Source organism: uncultured Roseobacter sp., assembly GCF_947488185.1.
Taxonomy (GTDB): Bacteria; Pseudomonadota; Alphaproteobacteria; order Rhodobacterales; family Rhodobacteraceae; genus Roseobacter.
In genome coordinates this window covers 348,296-365,755 of record NZ_CANKYM010000001.1, presented here as the reverse complement: position 1 = coordinate 365,755, position 17,460 = coordinate 348,296, and the positions used below count along the sequence as shown (strand labels likewise).

The 17,460-nt window shown below is 62.7% G+C and carries 15 protein-coding genes and 1 riboswitch; of the genes, 9 read left to right on the top strand and 6 right to left on the bottom strand.

Going from position 1 to position 17,460, the window contains the following annotated elements; all coding sequences use genetic code 11:
- Positions 1–53 precede the first annotated feature (53 nt).
- On the top strand, positions 54–1,388 hold the full coding sequence (gene gltX / locus Q1A52_RS02055; protein ID WP_300010168.1) for a glutamate--tRNA ligase: 1,335 nt from the start codon (positions 54–56) through the stop codon (positions 1,386–1,388).
- Between the two features lie 101 nt (positions 1,389–1,489).
- Positions 1,490–2,890: an MATE family efflux transporter gene (locus Q1A52_RS02050; RefSeq protein WP_300012120.1), complete on the top strand. Its 1,401-nt coding sequence runs from the start codon at positions 1,490–1,492 to the stop codon at positions 2,888–2,890.
- Here the strand turns inward: Q1A52_RS02050 and Q1A52_RS02045 are convergent.
- Complete coding sequence (locus Q1A52_RS02045; protein WP_300010165.1) at positions 2,837–3,427, bottom strand: gamma-glutamylcyclotransferase family protein; 591 nt, start codon at positions 3,425–3,427, stop codon at positions 2,837–2,839. The two genes, Q1A52_RS02050 and Q1A52_RS02045, sit on opposite strands and share 54 nt — an antisense overlap.
- Before the next feature lie 97 nt (positions 3,428–3,524).
- Positions 3,525–3,613, top strand: a riboswitch (glycine riboswitch).
- A gap of 149 nt (positions 3,614–3,762) precedes the next feature.
- On the opposite strand from Q1A52_RS02045, the gene gcvT reads away from it, so the two are divergent.
- The 3 genes from gcvT (at position 3,763) to gcvP (ending at position 8,185) form a co-directional block, all read left to right on the top strand.
- A complete protein-coding gene (gene gcvT, locus Q1A52_RS02040) occupies positions 3,763–4,887 on the top strand; it encodes a glycine cleavage system aminomethyltransferase GcvT (protein WP_300010162.1) in 1,125 nt (374 codons plus the stop codon).
- 18 nt (positions 4,888–4,905) lie between these two features.
- Entirely contained in the window at positions 4,906–5,265 is a 360-nt protein-coding gene (gcvH, locus tag Q1A52_RS02035) for a glycine cleavage system protein GcvH (RefSeq protein ID WP_300010159.1), read from the top strand.
- Positions 5,266–5,341: 76 nt separating this feature from the next.
- Positions 5,342–8,185, top strand: a complete 2,844-nt coding sequence (gcvP, locus tag Q1A52_RS02030; protein WP_300010156.1) for an aminomethyl-transferring glycine dehydrogenase — start codon at positions 5,342–5,344, stop codon at positions 8,183–8,185.
- A gap of 221 nt (positions 8,186–8,406) precedes the next feature.
- Here the strand turns inward: gcvP and Q1A52_RS02025 are convergent, their stop codons facing one another.
- Together Q1A52_RS02025 and Q1A52_RS02020 are read right to left on the bottom strand one after the other, a co-directional pair.
- Entirely contained in the window at positions 8,407–10,935 is a 2,529-nt protein-coding gene (locus Q1A52_RS02025; RefSeq protein ID WP_300010153.1) for an FtsX-like permease family protein, read from the bottom strand.
- On the bottom strand, positions 10,932–11,621 hold the full coding sequence (locus tag Q1A52_RS02020) for an ABC transporter ATP-binding protein (RefSeq protein WP_300010150.1): 690 nt from the start codon (positions 11,619–11,621) through the stop codon (positions 10,932–10,934). Before Q1A52_RS02020 ends, Q1A52_RS02025 begins: the two co-directional genes overlap by 4 nt.
- A 52-nt stretch (positions 11,622–11,673) precedes the next feature.
- Here Q1A52_RS02020 and Q1A52_RS02015 point away from each other — a divergent pair, with 52 nt between their 5' ends.
- Together Q1A52_RS02015 and Q1A52_RS02010 are read left to right on the top strand one after the other, a co-directional pair.
- A complete protein-coding gene (locus Q1A52_RS02015) occupies positions 11,674–12,309 on the top strand; it encodes an arylesterase (RefSeq protein ID WP_300012117.1) in 636 nt (211 codons plus the stop codon).
- 1 nt (position 12,310) lies between these two features.
- The gene (locus tag Q1A52_RS02010) at positions 12,311–12,928 is read left to right on the top strand and encodes an SOS response-associated peptidase (protein ID WP_300010147.1); all 618 of its coding nucleotides are present in this window, start codon (positions 12,311–12,313) and stop codon (positions 12,926–12,928) included.
- A 55-nt stretch (positions 12,929–12,983) separates the two neighbouring features.
- Here Q1A52_RS02010 and Q1A52_RS02005 read toward each other — a convergent pair whose 3' ends face one another.
- Entirely contained in the window at positions 12,984–13,190 is a 207-nt protein-coding gene (locus tag Q1A52_RS02005; RefSeq protein ID WP_159977586.1) for a cold-shock protein, read from the bottom strand.
- Positions 13,191–13,514: 324 nt separating this feature from the next.
- On the opposite strand from Q1A52_RS02005, the gene Q1A52_RS02000 reads away from it, so the two are divergent.
- A complete protein-coding gene (locus Q1A52_RS02000) occupies positions 13,515–14,846 on the top strand; it encodes an NAD(P)-dependent oxidoreductase (protein WP_300010144.1) in 1,332 nt (443 codons plus the stop codon).
- A 24-nt stretch (positions 14,847–14,870) separates the two neighbouring features.
- Positions 14,871–16,172: an NAD-dependent dihydropyrimidine dehydrogenase subunit PreA gene (preA, locus tag Q1A52_RS01995; protein WP_300010141.1), complete on the top strand. Its 1,302-nt coding sequence runs from the start codon at positions 14,871–14,873 to the stop codon at positions 16,170–16,172.
- 14 nt (positions 16,173–16,186) lie between these two features.
- Here preA and Q1A52_RS01990 read toward each other — a convergent pair whose 3' ends face one another.
- Both Q1A52_RS01990 and Q1A52_RS01985 read right to left on the bottom strand, forming a co-directional pair.
- The gene (locus Q1A52_RS01990; RefSeq protein WP_300010138.1) at positions 16,187–16,660 is read right to left on the bottom strand and encodes a hypothetical protein; all 474 of its coding nucleotides are present in this window, start codon (positions 16,658–16,660) and stop codon (positions 16,187–16,189) included.
- Between the two features lie 116 nt (positions 16,661–16,776).
- Positions 16,777–17,436 (bottom strand): TetR family transcriptional regulator C-terminal domain-containing protein, encoded by a 660-nt coding sequence (locus Q1A52_RS01985; RefSeq protein ID WP_300010135.1) that lies wholly within the window; start codon positions 17,434–17,436, stop codon positions 16,777–16,779.
- Positions 17,437–17,460: the final 24 nt, after the last annotated feature.

Here is a 17,460-nt window from a genome sequence, read left to right as displayed (position 1 = left end):
CGCTGGACAAATCCCAGCGCCTATGACATCCCGCGAGGCAACAGGAGACACGCATGACCACCACCCGTTTCGCCCCGTCGCCCACTGGGCACATCCATATCGGCAACCTGCGCACCGCGCTGATGAACTACCTCATCGCGCGCAAGGCGGGCGGCACCTTCATTCTGCGCATTGACGACACCGATCCAGAGCGCAGCAAGGAAGAGTACGTCGATGGGATCAAGCAGGACCTGGAGTGGCTGGGGCTGCACTGGGACCGGGTGGAGCGGCAGTCCGAGCGGCTGGATCGCTATGCGGAAGCCGCCGACAAGCTGCGTGAGATCGGGCGCTTTTACGAGGCCTTCGAGACACCGACCGAGTTGGACCTGAAGCGGAAAAAACAGCTCAACATGGGCAAGCCGCCGGTCTATGACCGGGCGGCGCTGGCGCTGAGCGACGCGGAGAAAGACGCGCTGCGTGCAGAGCGGGGCGCGGGCGTCTGGCGCTTCAAACTGGATCAGCAGCGGATCGAGTGGGCCGATGGCATCCTGGGCGATATCTCGATCGATGCGGCCTCCGTGTCCGACCCGGTGCTGATCCGTGGGGACGGGCAGGTGCTCTATACGCTGGCCTCAGTGGTCGATGACACCGAGATGGGCGTGACCCACGTGGTACGTGGATCGGACCATGTGACCAACACGGCCACGCAAATTCAGATCATCGAGGCGCTTGGTGGCACCGTGCCCAGCTTTGCGCATCACTCGCTGCTGACTGGCCCACAAGGCGAAGCGCTCAGCAAACGCCTTGGCACGCTCTCGCTGCGCGACCTGCGCGCGCAGGGGGTACAGCCGATGGCGCTGCTCAGCCTGATGGCACGGTTGGGGTCCTCGGACCCGGTGGAACTGCGCGCCGATATGGCCGAACTGATCGACGGCTTTGACATCACGCGGTTCGGCTCGGCCCCGACGAAATTCGATGAGCAGGACCTCTTCCCGCTGACCGCGCGGCATCTGGCGGGACTGCCCCTGGCAGAGGTGGCCGAGGCCATCGCCGGGGCCGGTGTGCCCGATGACAAGGCCGCCCAGTTCTGGGAGGTCACGCGTGAGAACATCACCACATTGCACGATTTGCAGGGTTGGTGGACGATGATGCACAGCGGGGCGGCGCCGGAGATTGACGCCGAGGACGCGGATTTCGTTGCTGAGGCCATGAAGTTGCTGCCCGAAGCCCCGTTTGACGATCATACGTGGAGCACATGGACCGCAGCGGTCAAGGAAGCCACGGGTCGCAAAGGGCGCGGGCTCTTCATGCCGCTGCGCAAGGCCCTGACGGGTCAGGCGCATGGTCCTGACATGTCGGCCCTGATGCCGCTCTTGCAGGTGATCAAGGCCCGCACGGCTGGCAGGTAAGGTGGGCTTCAGGCCACCGTTCCCTAGGGTCCCTGTCGGGTTAGGGTCTGCGCCAACTGCAAGATCAAGTCTCGGGTGCAGCGTGAGACGGGCAGATGGCCATGGCTGAGGCGCAGGCAAAATTCCTGACCGGCAATCTCTTTGCCCATATCTCCGTCATGGCATCGACTTTTTCGATCGGGCTGATGGCGGTCTTTGCCGTCGATTTCATCGACATGATCTTCATCGCGATGCTGGGCAAGGAGGAGTTGGCTGCCGCGGTGGGCTACGCCGCCGCGATCCTGTTTTTCAACACGTCTTTTGGTATTGGCATGGCGGTTGCCGCCGGTGCGCTGGTGGCGCGCGCCCTGGGAGAAGGCAACCACGCCAGGGCCGAGGCGCGCAAGACCCACGCGCTGGCCTATGGCGCGATCTTCGGGATCTGTTTTGCCGCTGCGGTCTGGGTGAACCTGCCGTGGCTCGTGTCGCTCATGGGCGCGACCGGAGAGACGGCGGATCTGGCGCTCTCCTATCTGCGGATCACGGTGCCCGCGTTGCCGTTTCTGATGATCGGGATCATCGGCGGGGCCATCCTGCGGGCCCATGGCGATGCGCGGCGTGCAATGATGGCCACGATCTGGGGCGGACTTGTGAATGCGGTACTGGACCCGATCCTGATCTTCGGGCTGGGGCTGGAGCTGACGGGCGCCGCGCTCGCCTCGGTCGCCGCGAATGTGGCGATTGCGGTGATGGCGTTGCGCCCGATCATTCGGTTTTATGGCGGGCTGGGGCGGCCTCAACTGGGGCCGATGCTGCGCGACTTGGGGCCTATCCTCGCCATCGCCGCGCCCGCTATCCTGACCCAGATCGCCACACCGGTGGGCCAAGCCATCGTGACCCGGACCATGGCGCAGTTCGGAGAGGCAGCAGTGGCAGGCATGGCCATTGTGGGGCGCCTGACACCCTTGGCCTTTGCGATCATCTTTGCCCTCTCGGGCGCCGTGGGCCCCATCCTCGGACAGAATTTCGGCGCCCGGGATCACGACCGCGTGCGGCGCGGGTTCAACGACGCGGTGCTGTTCACGGCCATCGTAATCGTGCTGGTCTCGGTCATCCTTTTCTGCCTACGCAGCCAGATCGCGGCGCTCTTCGATGCAACGGGCGTTACCCGCGAGCTGGTATTCCTCTTTTGCGGCCCGCTGTCGCTTTTGTTTTTCTTCAACGGGGTGCTCTTCGTGGGCAACGCGGCCTTCAACAACATGGGGCGGCCGTTTTACTCGACCTTCCTCAACTGGGGCCGAAATACCGTGGGGATGGTGCCCCTTGTGCTGCTGGGCGCATGGGCGTACGGGCCTGCCGGTGTGCTGATCGGGCAGGCGCTGGCGGGCGTGATCTTTGGCGTGATCGCCTGGATCCTGGCGGGGCGGGTGATGCGCGAGGCTGCTGCAGACAGTGAGCCTGTCAAAAAATCAGAATTCGGGCGGCAGGGGCGCCTCATGTCGCTCTTTCACCTGCGCCGATAACCGGTTCAGGTGGTCGTCCACCAGCCCGGTTTGCAGCTCGGTCAGTTGCTGGTGACGTGGATAGACGGGGTCTGCCCGATCATTCAGGATCGGGGTGTCCCAGCCATCTGTGCTGTCAAAGAACCCCTGCACCCCGGCCTCGCCAAAGACCTCGTGGAACCCCTGCACCACCATATCGAGATAGCTGAGCAGGATCATCTGATTGCTGCGTCTGAGCATGTTTTCCCGCTGCACCGCATAGACGGCGATCTCGGGCGTGGCGGGATGCGCGTGGTCGATATCGCCATGGGCGGGCACGCGGGCATAGCCGCTTTCGCGGGCATCAAGTGCTGCCCAATCAGCGCCCGGCACAGCGGCGATGAGACCTTGGATGCTGTGACCCGGGGCGGGCACACCAGTGAGTAGCACCACACCGAATCGCGGCGTGGCGACCCAGGCGCGGCGCCAGCCCTTCAGCGTGGCGGGATGGGGGTCGGGGTAGCTGTGGCTCTTGGTGTTCACAAGGCTGCCATAGCCAAAGAAATAAGGATCGCTCATGGTCTGTCTTTCGCGCAGTCCCGCGCACTCAAACATTATGGTGCGGGCGGCACAAGACATCTTGACCAGACCGCATACGCTGGCATACCGTCCCGACACATCCCGCCCGGGAGAACCGGCTGCAAAGCCGGTGCCGAAGGAGCAACCGCCCCGGAAACTCTCAGGCCACCGGACCGTGCGGGATTGCAGAACTCTGGAGAGAGGTGCCATGTGGCATCCGCCGAAGGGATAACGATCTCAGGCGAAAAGACAGAGGGGGCATCTAGGGCGCGCGTTTTGCGTGTATCTGATGCCGGTCCATTCTCACGCAGAACCGGCTTTAAGGGAGAGGTCGGATGAGTGAATTTGCGCAGACCCCGTTGCATGATATGCACGTAGAGCTGGGCGCGAAGATGGTGCCCTTTGCAGGCTATGCGATGCCTGTGCAGTACCCGATGGGCGTGTTGAAGGAACATCTGCACACGCGCGCGGCGGCGGGGCTGTTCGACGTCAGCCATATGGGGCAGGTGATCCTGTCCGGGCCCTCGTGGGAGGCGGTGGCGCTGGCGTTTGAGGCGCTGGTCCCGATGGATGTGCTGGGGCTGGAAGACGGGCGGCAGCGCTACGGTCTCTTCACCAATGACGCCGGTGGGATTGAGGATGACCTGATGTTCGCGCGGCGCGGCGATGATCTGTTTGTCGTTGTGAACGCGGCCTGCAAGGCAGAGGATGTGGCGCGGATGCGGGCAGGCCTGCCGGATGAAATTTCAGTGACGGAGCTGACGGACCGCGCACTGATCGCGCTGCAGGGCCCAAGGGCGGCGGCGGTGATCGAGGACCAGGATGTACGCGCCGCAGAAATGCGGTTTATGGATGTGGCTGATCTGGCCCTCTGTGGCCATGCCGTCTGGGCCTCGCGCTCCGGTTACACCGGCGAGGACGGGTTTGAAATTTCTGTGGCCGCGGATGAGGCGGAGACGCTGGTCCGCAGTCTGCTGACACATCACGGTGTCGCCCCGATTGGCCTGGGCGCGCGGGACTCCCTGCGGCTGGAGGCCGGGCTTTGCCTTTACGGACATGACATTGATGCGATGACCGGACCGGTCGAGGCGGGCCTGACCTGGTCGGTGCAAAAGATACGTCGGGCCGGTGGTGCGCGGGCGGGAGGCTTTCCCGGGGCCGATGTTGTTCTCGACGCATTTGCCAATGGCGTGGCGCGCAAACGGGTCGGGTTGCGTCCCGAGGGCCGCGCGCCGATGCGCGAGGGCGTGCAGCTTTTCGATGCCAAAGAGTGCGGCGCGCAGATCGGCACTGTCACGTCAGGTGGCTTTGGCCCCACGGTCGAGGGGCCGGTGGCCATGGGATATGTGACCACAGAGCACGCCGAGGTCGGCACCCGGATTTGGGGCGAAGTGCGGGGCAAGCGCTTGGCCGTGGACGTTGCGGCGCTCCCGTTTGTGCCCGCCAATTTCAAGAGATAATCAACAGGAGACCAAGATATGAAATTCACCGAAGAGCACGAGTGGCTGCGCGAAGAAGACGGTTTGATGGTGGTGGGCATCACCACCCACGCGGCCGAGCAGCTGGGCGATGTGGTGTTTGTCGAACTGCCGGATGATGGCATTACGGTCAGCAAGGACGAGGAGGTCGTGGTGATCGAGAGCGTGAAGGCGGCCAGCGACATTTTGGCGCCTGTCGATGGCGAGATCGTCGAGGTGAACACAGCACTGACGGACAATCCCGGGATGGTGAACGAGGATCCGCAGGGTGAGGCGTGGTTCTTCAAGATGTCGGTGAGTGACGCCAGCCAGATGGACGAATTCATGGATGAAGCGGGGTACAAGAAATTCATCGCCTGAGCGCCCGAGGGGCGTAACGGGTGTTTGAGAATTGACGAAGGGTGACGCGTGAAGAGCGCGCGAGAGGAGCGATGCGATGGTGTACAAGCCAACCGACTATTTGCCATATGATTTTGCCAACCGGCGGCATATCGGGCCGTCTCCGGTGGAGATGGCGGAGATGCTGGACGTTGTCGGGGCGGCCTCACTCGATGCGCTGATCGACGACACGCTGCCGCCTGCGATCCAACAGAAAGAGCCGCTGGATTTTGGCAAAGCGATGTCGGAGCGCGAGGTGCTGGAGCATCTGCGCAAGACCGGTGCCAAGAACAAGGTGCTGACCTCGCTCATCGGGCAGGGATATCACGGCACGGTCACACCGCCCGCGATCCAGCGGAACATTCTGGAGAACCCGGCGTGGTACACGGCCTACACGCCCTATCAGCCGGAGATTTCGCAAGGACGACTGGAGGCGCTGTTGAACTTCCAGACCATGGTCAGCGATCTGACCGGGCTGGAGATCGCCAATGCCTCGCTGCTGGATGAGGCAACGGCCTGCGCCGAGGCGATGACCATGGCGCAGCGGGTTGCGAAGTCAAAGGCCAAGGCGTTCTTTGTCGATCGCGATTGCCACCCGCAGAACATCGCGGTGATGCAGACGCGGGCCGCGCCCTTGGGGATCGAGGTGATCGTCGGCAACCCCGCAAAGATGGATGCGTCGGCGGTCTTCGGGGCGATTTTCCAGTATCCGGGCACCTACGGCCATGTGCATGATTTCACCGACCACGTGACCGCGCTGCATGACAACGGTGCGATTGGCGTGGTCTCTGCCGATCCTCTGGCGCTGACGCTGCTCAAGGAGCCCGGCGCGATGGGGGCCGATATCGCCGTGGGCTCGACTCAGCGTTTCGGCGTGCCCGAGGGTTATGGCGGCCCCCATGCGGCCTATATGGCCTGCCGCGACGCTTACAAGCGCGCGATGCCCGGACGGATTGTCGGCGTTTCGGTCGATGCGCATGGCAACCGAGCCTACCGGCTCAGCCTGCAGACGCGCGAGCAGCATATTCGGCGCGAGAAAGCGACATCGAATGTCTGTACCGCGCAGGCGTTGCTGGCTGTCATGGCGTCGATGTATGCGGTGTTTCATGGGCCGGAAGGATTGCGCGCGATTGCACAGCGCATTCACCGGAAAACCGTGCGTCTGGCCAAGGGGCTGGAAGCGGCAGGTTTCAAGGTGGACCCAAAGGCCTGTTTTGACACGATCACGGTGGATGTGGGGCCGTTGCAGGCGGCCGTGCTGAAATCCGCCGTGGATGAGGGGATCAACCTGCGCGCGGTCGGAGAGGCCCGTGTGGGGATCACGCTGGATGAGCGCTGCAAGCCTGCAACGCTGGAAGCGGTCTGGCGGGCCTTTGGGATTGATCGGAAGGACGAGGATTTCCGCCCCGACTACCGCTTCCCCGAAGAGATGCTGCGGACGTCGAAGTATCTGACACACCCGATTTTCCACATGAACCGGGCGGAGACCGAGATGATGCGCTATATGCGGCGGCTGGCGGATCGTGACCTGGCGCTGGACCGAGCGATGATCCCGCTGGGGTCCTGCACGATGAAGCTCAACTCCGCCGCCGAAATGATGCCGGTCAGCTGGCGGGAGTTTTCGCTGATCCATCCCTATGCCCCCGCCGATCAGGCGCAGGGGTATGCGGAGATGATCGACGATTTGAGTGCCAAACTGTGCGATATCACAGGCTACGATGCGATTTCCATGCAGCCCAATTCGGGCGCACAGGGGGAGTATGCGGGGCTCTTGTCTATCGCCGGGTATCACCGTGCGCAGGGGCAGGGACATCGCAACATTTGTCTCATCCCGATGAGCGCGCATGGCACCAACCCGGCGAGCGCTCAGATGGTGGGCTGGAAAGTCGTGGTTGTGAAATCGGCGGCGAACGGTGACATCGATCTGGAGGACTTCCGCGCCAAGGCAGAGCAGCATTCCGAGAACCTCGCAGGCTGCATGATCACCTACCCGTCCACCCATGGGGTGTTCGAGGAGACGGTCACGGAGGTCACGCGGATCACCCATGCGCATGGCGGGCAGGTCTATATCGACGGGGCGAACATGAATGCGATGGTCGGGCTGTCGCGGCCCGGCGATCTGGGCGGGGACGTGAGCCACTTGAACTTGCACAAGACCTTCTGCATTCCGCATGGTGGCGGCGGTCCGGGCATGGGGCCAATTGGCGTGAAAGCGCATCTGGTGCCGCATTTGCCAGGCGCGCCTAATGGCGGCGAAGGAGCGGTGTCAGCGGCTCCCTTCGGATCACCGTCGCTGCTGCCGATCAGCTGGGCCTATTGCCTGATGATGGGCGGAGAGGGGCTGACGCAGGCGACTCGGGTCGCGATCCTGAACGCCAACTACATCGCACAGAGGCTCGAGGGCGCGTTTGACGTGCTCTACAAAGGGCCAACGGGGCGGGTGGCGCATGAGTGTATCATTGATGTGCGGCCTTTTGATGAGAGTGCGGGCGTGACCGTGGAAGATATCGCCAAGCGGCTCATTGACTGCGGATTTCACGCGCCGACCATGAGCTGGCCGGTGGCGGGCACGCTGATGGTGGAGCCGACGGAGAGCGAGACCAAGGCGGAGCTTGACCGGTTCTGTGATGCGATGCTGGCGATCCGGGCAGAGATTGCTGCGGTGGAAGCAGGCGAAATGGATGTCGAGAACAACCCGCTGAAACACGCACCGCACACGGTCGAAGATCTGGTGGGTGATTGGGATCGACCCTACAGCCGGGAAGAGGGGTGTTTCCCGCCGGGCGCGTTCCGGGTCGACAAATATTGGCCACCGGTGAACCGCGTCGACAATGTCTATGGTGATCGGCACCTCGTGTGCACCTGCCCACCGATGGAGGACTATGCCGAGGCTGCCGAATAAGGGGCGCTGCCCCCGGCCCTTCGGGCCTCCCCCGGGATATTTGAGGCCAGAAGAAACGGGGAGCGGTTTTCCAACTGCTCCCCGTTCAAGAAGCGTTTTGGCTTCTCCTGACGCGGTCATCGGCGTCCCCGCCTGTACCGCATCTTCATTCCAGCGGACATTGGTTAAGAAATCGTTGTTTCTTCTGGCCTGAAGTATCCCCGCCGGAGGCAAGAAGACTTTTATTCCCGCGCTCGAAGCACTTGGGCGGGCGACGCGTTGAGAGGCGCCCAGGCGAAGAGAAGACCGGCCATCAGCGTCGTCAGGACACCACCAAGGATGATAGGCAGGGCAGAAAGCCAGATCACCGAAAAGTCCGTATCCATGATGAAGTGGCTCACGGCCCAGCCACCGGTGATCCCCGCCGCAAGCGCTACGATACCTGCGCAGAGACCCACCAACGCGGAGCGCAGGGCAAAGCTGATCAGGATGTGGCGGCGCGATGCGCCGAGAGTTTTCAGAACGGCGGCTTCGTAGATGCGCGCATTGATGCCAGCCGCCGCGGCACCAATCAGCACGAGAAAGCCCGTAAGCAGCGTGGCCGCCGCGCCATAGGAGGTGGCCGCGGCCAGCCCGGCCAGCACATCAGCGACCCGGTCGATGGCGTCGCGCACACGCACGGCCGTGATGTTGGGGTATTGGCCTGCGAGATCGCGCAGGATTTGCGCTTCCGCCTCTTCCTCTGCGTAGACGGTCGAGATGAAGCTATGCGGGGCGCCGGAGAGGGCCGCGGGGTTCATTGCCAGGATAAAGCCGATGCCAGCGGTGGAGAAATCCAACTCGCGGAAGCTGGCGATGGTGCCGGTGATGTCACGGCCAAGGATGTTCACGGTCATCTCGTCCCCGATCTGCAGACCCATCTCGGCGGCCTCTTCGGTGGCGAAGCTGATCAGAGGTGGTCCGGTGTAATCCGCGGCCCACCAGTCGCCAGCGGTGATACGTGTGTTCTCGGGCAAGGCCTCGGAGTAGGTCACGCCGCGGTCGCCTTGCAGAACCCAGTGGTCACCCGCAACCTCGCGCGCGGGTTGGCCGTTGATCCTGGTGATGATGCCCCGCAGCATCGGGGCGGATTGAACGCGCTCGACAGCAGGGTCGCTTGCCAGCCGTTCAGTAAAGCCCGCCATCTGATCTTTCTGGATGTCGACGAAGAAGTAGGAGGGCGCCACCTCGGGCAGGTTGCCCGTGATCGCGCCGCGCAGGTTGCCATCGATCTGGCCAACGGCGGCCAGCACCGACAAGCCGAGACCCAACGAGAGCACCACTGATGTGGCGCCTTCGCGCGGCCCGGAAATGGCGGCCAGCGCCCACCTGGCGCGGGGCGTGCCCCGCGCCAGGTGGGCACCCCGGCGCGAGAGGTGACGGATCAGCAGGGCGGCCCCTGCGAGCAATAGCAGCGCGCCGCAGATACCGCCTGCGGTCCAGAAGGTCAGCCACCAGGTGCCGGAGAACCAACCTGCGAGGGCCAGCAGCAGCGCCAGCGCGAGCGCGGTCGCGGCAAGATAGCGCGGAGCAGGCAAGGCGCGGGCCGACATCAGCGCGTCGCGGAAGAGCGTCGCGGGTTTGATCTCTTCGGCGCGGGCCAGCGGCCAGAGAGTGAAGAGGAAGGCCGTGAGCAGCCCGTAGATCGCGGCCTCGATCAGCGGGGCAGGGTAGAGCGCGAAGGCCGCGGGGATCGGCAGTCGTGCCTCGATCAGCGGGGCGAAGATCAGCGGCGCAAGCCCGCCCAGAACCACGCCGATTGCGATGCCACAGAGGGACAGTACGCCGATCTGAATGAAGTACGTCTGAAAGATCACGCGGCGGGTTGCCCCCAGCGTGCGCAGGGTGGCGATCACGCTGGTCTTGCCCGCGAGATAGGCGCGGACGGCGGAAGAGATACCGACCCCGCCCACCGCGAGGCCGGAGAGGCCCACGAGGATCAGGAAGGCGCCTAGGCGATCCACGAATTCGGAAATTCCCGGCGCACCGTTGCGCGCATCCGTCCAGCGCAGACCGGTGTCTTCGAACCGGCTACGTGCTGTTTCGGCAAGGGCGGCGAGATCGGCGTCAGGCGGCAGGTCGAGGCGGTATTTCGTGGAAAAGAGGGTGCCGGGTGCGAGCAGTTGCGCGTTGGCGAGGCTTTCGGTGGTCACAATTGTGCGGGGCCCGAGGGCAAAGCCGCCCGCTGCGCTGTCGGGCTCTTTGGCCAGTTCGGCGCTCAGGTGGAACGCTTGTGTGCCCAGGCGGAAGGTGTCGCCGATAGCAAGGCCCAGCCTGTCGATCAACACGCGTTCCATCACCGCGCCGGGCAGGCCGTTTTCAACAGCCAGCGCCTGATCGAGTGGAATGTCGGGGGTCAGATCCACCGTGCCAATCAGCGGGTAAGCCGTGTCGATAGCCTTGATTTGGGTGAGGCCGCGCTCAGCGGTGTCGCCCTCGCCCACCACCGCCATGGAACGGAAATCAACGATTTCCGAGACTTTTTCAGCGACCTCCGCCATCCAGGCGCGTTCTTCGTCGGTGGCAAAACGGTAGGTGAAATCCATCTCCGCATCGCCGCCCAGAAGGGCGGCACCTTCGCGGGCGAGACCGGCTTCGATGCCGGAACGCACGGAACCCACGGCGGCGATCGCAGCCACACCGAGCGCGAGGCAGGCGAGAAAAATGCGAAAGCCCTGCAGACCGCCGCGCAGCTCGCGCTTGGCAAACCGGGCAGCGAGGGAAAGACTCATTCCGCCGCGCGCTCCATTGGAACCACACGGCCATCGCCGAGGCGGATCACACGGTCGCAGCGGGCAGCGAGGCTCTGGCTGTGGGTCACGAGGACCAGCGTGGCGCCGTGCCGATCGCGCAGTCCAAAGAGCAGGTCGATGATCGCAGCCCCATTGGCACCGTCGAGGTTGCCGGTGGGTTCATCCGCCAGCAGGATATCGGGACGCGGGGCGGAGGCGCGGGCGAGCGCCACCCGTTGCTGCTCGCCGCCGGACAGTTGCGATGGATAGTGATCGGCCCGCTGTGCCAGACCGACCTCGGCCAGCTCTGCCTCGGCTTTGGCGAAGGCGTCTGCATCACCTGCAAGCTCCAGCGGAGTTGCAACGTTCTCCAGGGCCGTCATCGTCGGGATCAGGTGAAAAGACTGGAACACCACCCCCATGTGATCGCGGCGGAACCGGGCAAGCGCGTCCTCAGACATGCGCGTGAGATCCTGCCCTAGCGCCATTACGGTCCCAGATGTCGCATGCTCCAGCCCACCCATGAGCATCAGCAGTGAGGATTTGCCGGAGCCCGAGGGGCCGATCAGTCCAAGGCTCTCCCCGTCGTGTACCTCAAGCGAGATGCCGTGCAGGATATCAACGCGCCCGGCATTGCCATCCAGCGATAAAGTCGCATCTTTGAGAGAGAAGACTGGATCTGTCATGCGTAAAACACCTTTGGCGGGTATACGTGTGGCATATGGAGGCTGGATCAAGATGCACAAGGTCGTGATGTGTTTGGCGCTGTTCTGCCCCGTGGCGGGACAGGCGGAGGAGGTGGTGATCGCGGCGCTGGGCGACAGTCTCACGCAGGGGTACGGACTTGTCGAGACCGAGGGGTTTGTGCCGCAACTGCAAAGATGGCTGGAGGCAGAAGGTACTGATGTAGAGCTGATCAATGCGGGTGTGTCCGGGGATACAACCGCAGGGGGGCTGAGCCGGGCCGCCTGGACGCTGACGCCGGAGGTCGATGCGATGATCGTCGCACTGGGCGGCAACGATCTTTTGCGGGGGATCGATCCCGAGGTCAGCCGCGCCAATCTTGAGGGTATTCTTAAGGCCGCCGCCGCGGCGGAGGTCGAGGTGTTGCTGGTTGGTATGCAGGCGCCCGGCAACTACGGTCCGGCGTACAAGCAGGCTTTTGACGCAATGTATCCTGAGTTGTCCGAGACATACGGCACGCTCTTTGCTCCCAGCTTTTTTGAGGGGCTGCGCATCGAGGAGGGCGATCCGGCGTCGGTCCGTGCCTTCATGCAGCCCGATGGCATTCATCCCAATGCCGACGGCGTGGTCCGGATCGTGGAGGCGCTCGGGCCCTATGCATTGGATTTGATCGCCCTCGTGGAGAAGTGACATGCCGGGACGGTTTTTTCTGACCTCGTCGATGACGGAGCTTGCCGCTGCCCTGAAGCAGGATGCGGCACAGGTTGCGGATGAGCCTGCGCGCCGGAATATCGCCCCCGGGCAGGAGATCGTTGTGCTGACCGATGCCGGGCTGTCGCGGATGCGGTGGGGCATCATTCCGGTCGGGCGGGTCAATGCGCGGGGCCGCCCGGTGATGGAAACCATCGTGAACGCGCGCAGCGAGACGGTCTTTGATAAATCCGCTTTCACCGGGACCGGGCGGGCCGTTGTGCCCCTGAACGGCTGGTACGAATGGACGGGAGAGAAGCGGCGCAAGACACCGTGGCGGATCATGCCACGTTCCGGAGGGTTTCTGTATTTTGCCGCAATCACGGATCGGTGGCAGGGGCCCGGCGGCATAGAGGTGGATCAGGTTGCGACGCTCACCTGTGCGCCCTCCGCAGACGTGATCGACGTACACCACCGGATGGGTGTGATCCTTGATCCTGAAGATATCGATCTGTGGCTCGCCGGCCCGCAAGAGCAGGTCGCACCGTTGCTGCGCCCCTGGCCCGACGGACGATTACAGGTCGAGAAGGCGGAAGACGTAAATTGGGACGCGCCCTGAGAATACAAAAACGGGCACCGCGGCGCCCGTTTGCAAATCGTGTAAATGCCTGAAATCAGGCCAGTGCGAGGTTGCCCGCGCTTTCGCGGCCGTCACGGCCCGCTTCCACGTCGAAGGTAACTTTCTGGTTGTCTGCCAGACCTGTGAGGCCTGCGCGTTCAACAGCAGAAATATGCACAAAGATGTCTTTGCCGCCGCCATCGGGGGCGATAAAGCCGTAGCCTTTTGTGGTGTTAAACCATTTCACGGTGCCAGTGGCCATTCCCCGTGTCTCCTGTCTTGTGCTGCCCGCGGAATGCGGCAGCTTGGCTCGGTCGAAAGCAGATCGAATGACTGGCCGGAAGGAGCAGTGGTCGATAGTTTGTCGCGTCGCGCTTTCGATATTGGGGGCGGTCAGCGCAAAAGCAAGTCAAATTCTGATGACAGCGCTTACGTGCGGGAGGTAGGCGAATTCCCGCCAGCCGTGCATTGCGCATTTTTTCAGCAGTGTAGCCGCTGTTGAATGAGAAACAAATTTTACCAGTTGATAAAAAAATGATTCCGTGACAGCTTTTTTGAATTGAACAAGCCAGAATGGGAAGAATCCATGTCCAGCGACGCATTCACACCAGGTATCGTGCCGGCACGTCTGGAGGCCGAAGCTTATGCGGATCATTTTTCGGATCTGCACCCGCGTCTGGATGCGCATGAAGCATTGGTGGCGGCGGATCGGTGCTATTTTTGTCATGACGCGCCTTGTATCACCGCCTGCCCAACCGACATCGATATACCGCTGTTCATCCGACAAATCGCAACGGGCACGCCGGATGCTGCTGCAAAAACCATTCTGAGCCAAAACATCATGGGTGGGATGTGCGCGCGGGTTTGCCCCACGGAACAGCTGTGTGAGGAGGCCTGCGTTCGCGAATTGGCGGAGGGGAAGCCGGTGTTGATCGGACAGCTGCAGCGCTACGCGACGGACCATTTGCAGGAACAGGGCATCCATCCTTTCTCCCGAGCTGCGGCGACCGGTAAAACGGTTGCCGTGGTGGGGGCGGGGCCTGCGGGGCTGAGCTGTGCTCACCGGCTGGCGATGCTGGGCCATGACGTCGTGGTCTATGACGCCCGGCCCAAGGCGGGCGGGCTCAACGAATACGGGATTGCGACCTATAAAACAGTTGAGGGCTTTGCACAGGCCGAGGTGGACTGGCTCTTGCAGATCGGCGGGATCCGCATCGAATTCGGCAAGGCACTGGGCCGCGAAGAGACGCTCGAGAGCTTGCGCGCGGGGCATGACGCCGTCTTTCTCGGCATGGGTCTGGGCGGCGTGAATGCGTTGGAGGCCGAGGGGTCGGACAAGGAGGGCGTGCTGGACGCGGTGGATTTCATCGCCGACCTGCGGCAGGCTAAAGATCTGGCGCGGGTGCCTGTGGGCCGCGATGTGGTGGTGATCGGCGGGGGCATGACGGCCATTGATGCCGCCGTTCAGGCCAGGCTGTTGGGTGCCTTGAATGTCACGCTGGTCTATCGCCGGGGCCGTGATCGGATGAATGCGAGCGTCTTTGAGCAGGATCTGGCCACAAGCAAGGGCGTCAGGATCGTGACGCACGCCGTGCCGCGCGCGGTCATTGGCAACGGTGCTGTGCGTGAGATTGAATTCGACTATGTCGATGGGGCGATGGCGCCGACCGGTCAGACCTTGCGGCTGGCGGCGGATCAGGTGTTCCGCGCAATCGGTCAGTCGCTGGTGGGAGAGGGTCTGCCGGCGCTGGAAGGCCGCAAGATCAAGGTTGATGACGCGGGCCGGACATCGTTGCAAGGTGTCTGGGCCGGTGGTGATTGCGCCGCAGGGGGTGACGATCTCACGGTAACGGCCGTGGCCGAAGGGCGCGACGCGGCAATGGATATTCACGAGGCACTGACAGGGGCCGCGGCGTAACGCCCGCCCGATGGAGGAACCGATATGGCTGATTTGACAAGTGACTTCGTGGGCATCAAGAGCCCGAACCCGTTCTGGCTGGCCTCTGCACCGCCGACAGACAAGGAATACAACGTCTGCCGCGCCTTTGAGGCGGGATGGGGCGGTGTGGTCTGGAAGACGCTGGGTCTTGATCCGCATGTGGTGAATGTGAACGGGCCCCGCTATGGCGCGATCTACGGCGCCGACCGGCGGCTGTTGGGATTAAACAACATCGAGTTGATCACCGACCGGCCGCTGCAGACCAATCTGGATGAGATCAAGGTTGTGAAGCGGGACTATCCAGATCGGGCGATGATCGTCTCGCTCATGGTGCCCTGTGAGGAAGAGCCGTGGAAGTTCATTCTGCCCTTGGTCGAGGACACCGGCGCGGATGGGGTCGAGCTGAACTTCGGCTGTCCGCATGGGATGTCAGAACGGGGCATGGGCTCGGCCGTAGGTCAGGTGCCCGAATACATCGAAATGGTGACGCGTTGGGTGAAGGCCAATACGCGCATGCCGGTGATCGTGAAGCTGACGCCGAATATCACCGATATCCGCAAGCCCGCCGAGGCGGCGATGAAAGGCGGGGCGGATGCGGTCTCGCTGATCAATACGATCAACTCGATCACCTCCGTGGATCTTGATCTCTTTGCGCCGGAGCCGACGATTGACGGCAAGGGGGCCCATGGCGGCTATTGTGGGCCAGCGGTCAAGCCGATTGCATTGAATATGGTGGCAGAGATCGCGCGGGACCCGAGCCTGGGGCAGATCCCGATTTCCGGCATTGGCGGGATCACAACCTGGCGTGATGCGGCGGAGTTCATGGCGCTTGGCGCGGGCAATGTGCAGGTCTGCACGGCGGCGATGACCTATGGGTTCAAGATCGTGCAGGAGATGATCAGCGGTCTGTCTGACTATATGGACAGCAAGGGGCTGACCTCGGTGGACGAGATCGTCGGCCGCGCGGTGCCGAATGTGACCGACTGGCAGCATTTGAACCTGAACTACGTGGCCAAGGCGAAGATCGATCAGGATCTGTGTATCTCTTGCGGGCGCTGCTTTGCCGCCTGCGAAGACACCTCACATCAGGCGATTGCCATGTCGGAAGACCGCACATTCACCGTGATCGACGAGGAATGCGTGGCCTGCAATCTCTGCGTCAACGTATGCCCGGTCGAGGACTGCATCACGATGGAGGCGATGGCACCGGGCCTTGTCGATTCGCGCACAGGCAAGGTGGTGGAGCCGGACTATGCCAACTGGACCACCCATCCGAACAATCCGGCATCCAAGGCCGCAGAGTAGCAGTGGTGCCTTAGCTAGCCGTCACCGCGGTCGAGAATGGGTGCGGTCGGTAGCGGGTTTGGGGGTTTGAATTCTGGTTTAGCGGCTTCCGCTGCTGCCTGCGCTGCAGCGGCGGCCTTGTCTGCGGCACGCGCTGCATCGCGCGCCTCCTGCAGAGCCTTCGACTCAGCGCGAAGCTTGGCCTGTTGCACCAGGTATTCGTTTTCAGCAGGCTGGTCGGCTTGCGCGTCGATCACGGATTTCGGCGTCGCCTCAACCGGCAGCATCGCCACCCGCCCCCGTTTCAGCAAACTGGCGAGGTGCGCGCCGCCTGTTCCGGTCCCATTCCCGGCCCCCTGCCCGGAATGATCTGATGCCATGTTGGCGCCGTTGCCGGATGCGGATTTCGCGGGCGGCTGGCCCGCCTGAACGCCTGCAACCTGTGTGTCATTTTGTGCAGGGGCCACCGGCTGTGGCGCATATGGGGCATTAAAGGATATCGCACTCATACTTCGCTCCAATCTTGTTCACAGTCTGAAGCCGCCACCCACAAACCATTAAAACAATATGAACACTAATCGGGTGTTAACGGGCAGGTGTATTTTGCAAGAAGGTTACTGAAGCCTTAAGGACTCAACAGCTTGGTGAACATCGTTGCCAGATATTCGGCGGCCCCGCCGTGGCGGTCGGGATCATCGCGGAGCAGCACCTGAACCTGAGCATCGAAATCAGCGTAGTGCTGTGTGGTCGCCCAGATCGAAAAGATCAGATGTCTTGGATCAACCGTCGCCAGGGCACCTTTTTCCATCCAAACTCTTATCACCGCGCATTTTTCATCAAAGAGCGGTTGCAAACCGGTGACCAGATGCGGCGCCATGCGTGGTGCCCCTTGTAAAATCTCACCTGCAAATAGGCGGCTTTCGCGGGGCAGATCCCGCGCCATGTCGAGCTTGCGCTGCACGTAGCCGAGGATTTCCTGCAGGGGGTCGCCGTCCGGATCAAGTGTTACCAAAGGGTCCAGCCACGTCTCCATCAACTGGTTCAGAAGGGTGACGTGGATCTCTTCCTTACCATCGAAATAGTAAAGAATGTTCGGCTTGCTGAGCCCGGCGGCCTCGGCAATTTGATCAAGGGTTGCGCCGCGGTAGCCGTGTTTGGAAAAAACATCAAGCGCGGCATCTAGGATAAGCCCACGGTTGCGTTGCTGAATGCGGCTGGGCTTTTTATCGGCGCCGTCGGGCACGGGCGTCTCCCTCCAAAGGGCTGCTGCAAAATCGGGCAGCATAAAAGATGTTCACAGGCTCACATG